The sequence below is a fragment of the Lysobacter korlensis genome (assembly GCF_042434515.1).
Window position 1 is genome coordinate 1 of sequence record NZ_JBHLTG010000022.1, and the last position, 6937, is coordinate 6937.

Annotated in this window: 9 protein-coding genes; all 9 read left to right on the plus strand. The window is 61.3% G+C overall.

Going from position 1 to position 6937, the window contains the following annotated elements:
• The first annotated feature begins 120 nt into the window (after window positions 1-120).
• The 9 genes from ACFFGH_RS33970 (at window position 121) to ACFFGH_RS34010 (ending at window position 6844) form a co-directional block, all read left to right on the plus strand.
• Complete coding sequence (locus ACFFGH_RS33970; protein WP_386677310.1) at window positions 121-495, plus strand: hypothetical protein; 375 nt, start codon at window positions 121-123, stop codon at window positions 493-495.
• A gap of 208 nt (window positions 496-703) precedes the next feature.
• Window positions 704-874, plus strand: a complete 171-nt coding sequence (locus ACFFGH_RS33975; RefSeq protein ID WP_386677312.1) for a hypothetical protein — start codon at window positions 704-706, stop codon at window positions 872-874.
• A 702-nt stretch (window positions 875-1576) separates the two neighbouring features.
• Window positions 1577-1969 (plus strand): hypothetical protein, encoded by a 393-nt coding sequence (locus ACFFGH_RS33980; RefSeq protein WP_386677314.1) that lies wholly within the window; start codon window positions 1577-1579, stop codon window positions 1967-1969.
• 166 nt (window positions 1970-2135) lie between these two features.
• Window positions 2136-2582, plus strand: coding sequence for a hypothetical protein (locus tag ACFFGH_RS33985; protein WP_386677316.1), 447 nt, complete (start codon window positions 2136-2138; stop codon window positions 2580-2582).
• Between the two features lie 1132 nt (window positions 2583-3714).
• A complete protein-coding gene (locus ACFFGH_RS33990; protein ID WP_386677318.1) occupies window positions 3715-4146 on the plus strand; it encodes a hypothetical protein in 432 nt (143 codons plus the stop codon).
• Between the two features lie 352 nt (window positions 4147-4498).
• Window positions 4499-4918: a hypothetical protein gene (locus ACFFGH_RS33995; protein WP_386677320.1), complete on the plus strand. Its 420-nt coding sequence runs from the start codon at window positions 4499-4501 to the stop codon at window positions 4916-4918.
• Between the two features lie 509 nt (window positions 4919-5427).
• Window positions 5428-5826 (plus strand): hypothetical protein, encoded by a 399-nt coding sequence (locus tag ACFFGH_RS34000; RefSeq protein ID WP_386677322.1) that lies wholly within the window; start codon window positions 5428-5430, stop codon window positions 5824-5826.
• Between the two features lie 31 nt (window positions 5827-5857).
• Complete coding sequence (locus tag ACFFGH_RS34005) at window positions 5858-6349, plus strand: YfbM family protein (RefSeq protein WP_386677324.1); 492 nt, start codon at window positions 5858-5860, stop codon at window positions 6347-6349.
• 72 nt (window positions 6350-6421) lie between these two features.
• A complete protein-coding gene (locus tag ACFFGH_RS34010; protein ID WP_386677326.1) occupies window positions 6422-6844 on the plus strand; it encodes a hypothetical protein in 423 nt (140 codons plus the stop codon).
• The last annotated feature ends 93 nt before the right edge of the window (window positions 6845-6937 follow it).

The window sequence follows — 6937 nt, forward strand, 5'->3', positions numbered from 1 at the left end:
GTGCCTCGGGGCAGTTGCCTCAGCATCCAAGCCAATTCGGCCTAACAATTCGTCCAAGCCGAAACCGCTTCGCGGTTCGGCTTAACTCAGGTGTTAGCCGTTACTGGGGAGTAGCGCTGCGTGCTGGAGTTCGTATTCGAGGTCGTCGGTGAGTTGCTGATCCAATTGGTACTGGAGACGCTCGCTGAACTTGGCCTGCACTCGCGTAGGCAACGCCGGAAGCCCGTCAACCCGGCGGTGGCTGCCTTCGGGTATGCAATCTTCGGAGCTTCGGCTGGCGGCCTAAGCCTGGTGCTGTTCCCGGAATCGCTTGTACCGGAAGGGTGGCGCCTTGCAAACCTCATTGTTTCCCCGGTCATCGCCGGTGCGGCAATGGTCGGTATCGGCGCTTGGCGTGCCAAACTGGGCCAGGAACTCGTGCGCATGGATCGGTTCCTGTACGGTTACCTCTTCGCCCTTGCCTTAGCAGCCGTGCGCTACCAGTTCGCCGGGTAACGGCTAACAATTCGTCCAAGCCGACGCCGCTTCGCGGCGCGGCTTAACTCAGGTGTTAGGCCTCATGGGTAGCATCTCGCCACTCGTCACACGCTACGTCGCCTCCGCGTACCCTGCAGAGCTTCAGCCTGACATTCTGGAACGGCTTGCTGCCCTTAATGAGCCGTCCTCAGAGCCTGAGTGGGATGAAACGCGTGTAAGGGTGCACATGGGCATCCTCCTCTTGGCTGGCGGCGTGCCCATGCAGCTCGAATCAGCGCTCGCCTTGGCCAAACGAGATTGGCGTGATCTGCTGGCGGCGGCCGGTCTTGCCAACGCGGATTGGCCAGTTGTACTGCAGCGTGCGCTCGCTCCGGAGCTACTGCAGAATGAGGCCTAACAATTCGTCCAAGCCGACGCCGCTTCGCGGCGCGGCTTAACTCAGGTGTTAGGCCGCGCCAAACGCAACACTGGTTTCAGTTTGCTCTTCGGGCGCAGCCCCGCCGCCCGCAGCCCCGCCCTTCGGCCAGTTGAGGGTGCTCCGCCGCCGTTAGGCACGTCGGGTCCGGTAGCCGTGTGAGCGTGTCGCCTCCGGAACGATCAGCCGGTACTCTTCCGCAAAAGGCCTGCAACCCTTTGGTTGTCGCTGCCTAACAATTCGTCCAAGCCGACACCGCTTCGTGGCTTCGTGGAAAGCTCCGGCCGCTCAGCCACTTGGGCGCCGGCCACCCTTCCGCAGCGGTGCGGCTTAACTCAGGTGTTAGGCGGCCATGACAGATCTCAGCACCCTACTACTTGAAGGCGCGGCTCAAACCCGCACGGCGAAGATTGATGGCTTCGATCTATCTCGGCTAGAGACGTTGGCGAGGCATATGGAGCAGGCTGCCCGCCTACCGGAGCCAGCACGGGAGCACGCGGTGAAGTCCGTTACACACTGGCTCGTGGATGGCGGCCCAATGGAAGCAAACGTCTGCCCTTCGTTTTGGCAGGTCGTCACCTACTACCAGCGGCAGCGGAAGCGTTCGGGCTAAGCTGGCCGCCTAACAATTCGTCCAAGCCGACGCCGCTTCGCGGCGCGGCTTAACTCAGGTGTTAGGGCGCTATGGAATTTCCGTCGCTTCTCGAGAGCTGGCTCAACGACGCAGCCCGGCAGCTGCAGCCGGGAGTGCGAGCATTCGCGTTCAACCTGTTCGAGCCAGCCGGCATGGAAGGGGTTAAGTACGGCGTTGAGCTGATCGGATCTGACCGTTATGCGGACTCCGACGACGACTGGCCCTGCGACGAAGTCTGGGAGCCCGAGCCTAGGGCACTGGCCATCCCTTTGGCGTTCTCCGGGTCGGCTTGGACTGATTGCCTTGAGCGTGTTCGGGGTTTGCTGGCCCAATACGTGGAAAGCCCTAGCGGCGCATGGTTGACATCAGCAGAGGCAGTAGCGGTGGGGTTCGTAGACGGTGACCTCCATCGTATCTGGACGGCTTCCGGCAAAGGGGCGTAACGTCGCGCTAGGGGTAGCGACACGGTACGCGCCCTAACTATTCGTCCAAGCCGACGCCGCTTCGCGGCGCGGCTTAACTCAGGTGTTAGGGGGCTGCATGAGGCTTAGTTGCATGTTGTGGTTCTGCTCTGCGGTAGTTGCCACGACCGCTTGCACGGCTGAGACGGTGCCGGCCGAAGCCCCGGACGTGCCGTATGCCGCGGGCTACGAGGACGATCCTGAGACTGGGCTTCCGATGAACCCGTCGAAGGTGCGCCTGCCTTCCTCAGTGAAGCTCATCGCGGACACCGGGCCAAACTTTGGCATCGACGTCGCTCGGCTAAAGCCTGAGCATGCTTCAGTTGTTGCCGCCGCTTGGAAGAACTATCAAGCGATCCTCGGCGGCGGGCGTCCAGAATGCGACCCAGCGCCATTTGCTCCCTCAGATGGCGGCACCCAAACCTACTTCTGCGATGGCTACAACATCACACGAGTGCACAGCTTGGCCGGTTCGGCCGAAGCGCCGGGATACGAATACGGTCCTTCACTGGATTTCCTTAATGGTCAGCGGATTGAGCGGCTAAAGCTCTATACAGATGCGGAGCTCGCCAAGCTCACGGGGCCAGCCCCCTAACAATTCGTCCAAGCCGACGCCGCTTCGCGGCGCGGCTTAACTCAGGTGTTAGCCGTATGGACATGATCGCGCTATGAGAACCGCCTTCTACGTCTGCCTAGCCTTTGCTTTCGGTACAGGCACTGCGCTTGCCCAGGCAATGCCACCGGAGTGCTCAGGACAGCACGAGGACCCGTACTATTCTGGTCGCATCATGAGGCTGATGGCACACGCACTCATTTGTGAAGCGATCGCGCCTGAGAGCGTGCAGTCCTTCCAGCGGGTTCGTGCCCAATATCGCTCGGAAGATCCGGCGTGCTGGGATGCAACCGAGGCTATGTTGTTGCAGGACTCAGCTTTCACAAACGAAATCGCGGGGTACCTGGAGCGCCACAACAGCGGCCGACGAACGGCAGAGCGTGCCCAACAGGCAGTGTCCGAGTGCCGCAATATCGAAGTAGACGATGCAGGGTACCGGTCCTATCTTCGGCCCGCTCTGCAAGGCGGCTAACTATTCGTCCAAGCCGACGCCGCTTCGCGGCGCGGCTTAACTCAGGTGTTAGGCGGGCTCGTTCGTAGCATTTAAGGGGTCTACCCCGCCCTTCGTGAGGTTGCCGGCGAAAGCCGGTGAAGTTACCGGAGGGCGCTCGAGAGTTCGCGCGGGCGTGTTGTCTGCCTTCGGACACATCGTGCTCTGCACATCCACGGTCGCGGCCGCCAGAGCGCTTCGCCCTGCTCAGTCATGCGTGCGGCCGCTCGGCTGCACGTTGCCGCCGAGTTCTGCGGCTTCGGCCGGGCCCATCCGCCGCTTGCCTGAATTGCTGTGTCGCCCTGCGTCACCTCGTGCACCCAAGGCCGCGGCTAGTGTTTCCCGTCGCTTCGCCGGGCATACTCGCGCCTAACAGTTCGTCCAAGCCGACGCCGCTTCGTGGCTTCGTTGAAAGGTCCGGGTTAGCGAGTCTCCGGCCTTCGGCCAGCCTTCTGTGCGGCGCGGCTTAACTCAGGTGTTAGAGCCCAGATGAAGGTGCACGCGGTCTTGGCGGCCTTAGCACTCGCAGGTTGCACGGCAGATGCGCCACCTACGCCTCCGGCTGGAGGCCGCCTTGAGGCGGAGGTCGTAGACCACTCGCTGGCCGTCTTCGGTGGGCGGCTCTTGGGCACCGACCGTGGTGAGTGGATCGGCCGGCTGGTCTTTGAGGCGCAGGACCGCACGCGTCAAACCGTTCTTAGCCAAAACGTTGCGGGCATCGTTCGTAATCCATCCGGCGTCTATGCCTTCACCGGCTTGGCTCACCTCGGAACCTACGAGGGGTTCATCTATCGCGTGGCGCCTGCGTCAGACGGGCGCGTCACGGCCAACCTGCTGGGTCGGCTGCCGGGCACTCCAAGCAACCTCGTGCAAGACGCCCAGCACGTCACCAACTTCCTCGTCTCCACCGGGCAGCTCGACTCCGCTGGCCGGGAGGTCTTCCGTTGCCTTAGGCTCGTTAGAGAGTCGGTGCAACCCGGGCATGCGTGCCTGCCGCCGCGTAGACTGGGCTCTAACAATTCGTCCAAGCCGACGCCACTTCGCGGCGCGGCTTAACTCAGGTGTTAGGCCGCATTGGAACAAGCCATGTTCTGTGCGGAGGGCCGGCTAGCGAGTGAGTACGCCCCGGCGGGTCTTTCAGCCGCTGACGCTCTTTGCCCCGGATCGTTTACCGCGGCGGCTGCACTCTCCGTCACTTCTTTCGGTCTCTGCCGGCCGCTTGGGTGCAGCTCTTCCGGCAAGGCCCGGCTCCAGGTGTGCTCTGCCCGGTCTTGCAGTAGTGTCTCGGCTGTCGGTCGCGTGACGGGTAGCTTGGGCAAACGCCTCAGTATCCTCGCCAATTCGGCCTAACAATTCGTCCAAGCCGAAACTGCTTCGCAGTTCGGCTTAACTCAAGGTGTTAGGCCCCATGATGAGTGATCAGCGCGAACGGTTCGAAGAATGGCTCGTCCATATGGACGATGCGCTTGTTGTCTTCAAGAGCTCGCTGCCCCCTGAAGTCGCGAGCAACCTGGACCTTTCGATCGACTCGCTCGACCTGGTCGAGCGCCACTACCTGTCCGAGTTCACCACGGTCGAGGATGCGCTTAGCGAGAGTGCCAAACGTCTAATCGACGGGTATGCGAGGTACGTTGGAGAGACAATGCGAGCTGCCCTCAACACCGAGTGGGATATCTGTGTCTCAGACCCAAAGCACGCCTTTTATGGTCTTCCTACCATCAGAAACAATCAGCTCTGTCCCCTCACGCTTGTTACCGCCGCGGCGGACAGAAGGACAGGCAGGTTCTGGTCAACCGTCGCGCGAAGCCAGGTCCGGGCTGGGGCCTAACAATTCGTCCAAGCCGAAACCGCTTCGCGGTTCGGCTTAACTCAGGTGTTAGGCCTACTTTGAAACACTTTCCGAAGCCGCGCGAATGAACGCTCATCCTCCTAGGCCTCGTTCCGCTGGGCCTGGCCGCTGCTGTTTGGGAGCACGGAGCGGTCGAGGCAGCTCGCATTGCAGCGAGGGTTACCTATGCGGGCTGCCTGATGGCGCTCGCCTTTGCGTTTTGGCGTGCAGTCGCTGCCCGTACGCCACGTCTTAGCGCGGCCGATTCGCTCGCAGCGGTATATGCAGTTGCCTACGCTTTTCTTTGCATCGCGCTCGATTGGCCATTGGCGTTCGTAACGGCAGTGAGCCTGATGATTCCCGCTGTAGTCTTGACCATAATCCACGTGGCCACGCGTTGGGGCGGGCGGTAGCCATGTCCGGACGCAGGCCTAACAATTCGTCCAAGCCGACGCCGCTTCGCGGCGCGGCTTAACTCAGGTGTTAGGTTGCCTAGGAGAGAATGGAATATGCGCCGTATCCTGCTCGGCCTCGTGATGATGGCCTTCTTCATTACCGTCGCTCAGAAAGCCAGCTTCTTGCTTGAGCTAGGCGTGCACCACTCTCTGCTAACAGCCGCAATTGCGCTGCTTGGTGCCGGCCTCGGCGGCTACCTCGCTCGGAGCAGGTTCCTCGTTCCAGCGCTCGTTATGCATGCCTTGCTGTGGGCGGTTGCGTTCTACTTCGTGTATCAGATTGCCCAGCTCACCGGACATGGTTCGCTCCTTGCGCTCCTCCAGCAGAACGCTCCAGGCTTCTTCCTATCCCTGCTCGGAGTCAGCTGTGGGGCGCTGATCGGCCAGGCGCTCGCTCGTCGGCGGCAACCTAACAATTCGTCCAAGCCGACGCCGCTTCGCGGCGCGGCTTAACTCAGGTGTTAGCCCTCAGGGAGAGTTCTGCATGGGAATGGTTGGTTGTTTCGCCGCGGTAGACATCGAAACGATGCAGCGGCTCGTAGAAGACCCTGAACAGGTAGAGGAGTACCTTTACCCGGACGACGGGGAGGGTGAACCTCCGCACTACGCTGACGTGGACAAAGCGTGGCACGGGATTCATTACCTGCTGACCGGCAAGGCGGACGACGCGCCTGATCCCCTAGGCTCTGCGATTCTCGGTGGCGATGAACTCGGAGAGGATGTCGGGTACGGTCCGGCGAGGCTTCTGAACGCCGATCAGGTGAGAAGTATCGCCAGTGCCCTGCCGGACGAGGAAACCTTCAAGTCGCGCTTCGCGCCCCGTGAGATGACAAAGGCAGAGGTCTACCCGGTGGTAATTTGGGAGAGGGATGGCGACGAGGCGCTTGAGTACTTAGTTGAGAACTACAAGAGTCTGGTTGAGTTCTATCAGGGCGCCGCCGCGCGAGGCCAAGGCGCGATTCTGTGGCTCGCGTAAGCTGAGCGCTAACAATTCGTCCAAGCCGACGCCGCTTCGCGGCGCGGCTTAACTCAGGTGTTAGCACTCACAATGGCCATCCCCGCAGTCGCCGTAAAAGAAGCCTGGAAGCGGGAAGAGCCGTTGTCGCTCCAGTACCTAGAGACTGTTGGCTTTCAGTCGGGGTCTGTGGCGTCGGAGTTCTTTGCCACGTGCGAAGGCCCGTTTTCGAGTTCACGGACGGGATTCCTATTGCTCAATGCGGGTGATCCCACCTCGACGGAATGCGTCGAGTACTCTACGGCTGTGGCGCGCAGCAAATTTAGCTGGCCCGAGCATTACCTCGTAATCTCGGACCTGCTCGCAGGCTCGGTCCTCGTCTATGACGCAGCAACGGACGCCGTATACACGGTGGACTTTGAAGGCGGCGACAGCCTCTTGATCCAAGGCACTCTCGCTCCAGATTTTCCCACCTTCTTGAGCTTCCTGCAGTGGTACTTCGCAGGTGAGTGCTAACAATTCGTCCAAGCCGACGCCGCTTCGCGGCGCGGCTTAACTCAGGTGTTAGGCGGGCAATAGGCCGTATTGCTCAGCGGTGCTCTGCGCTAC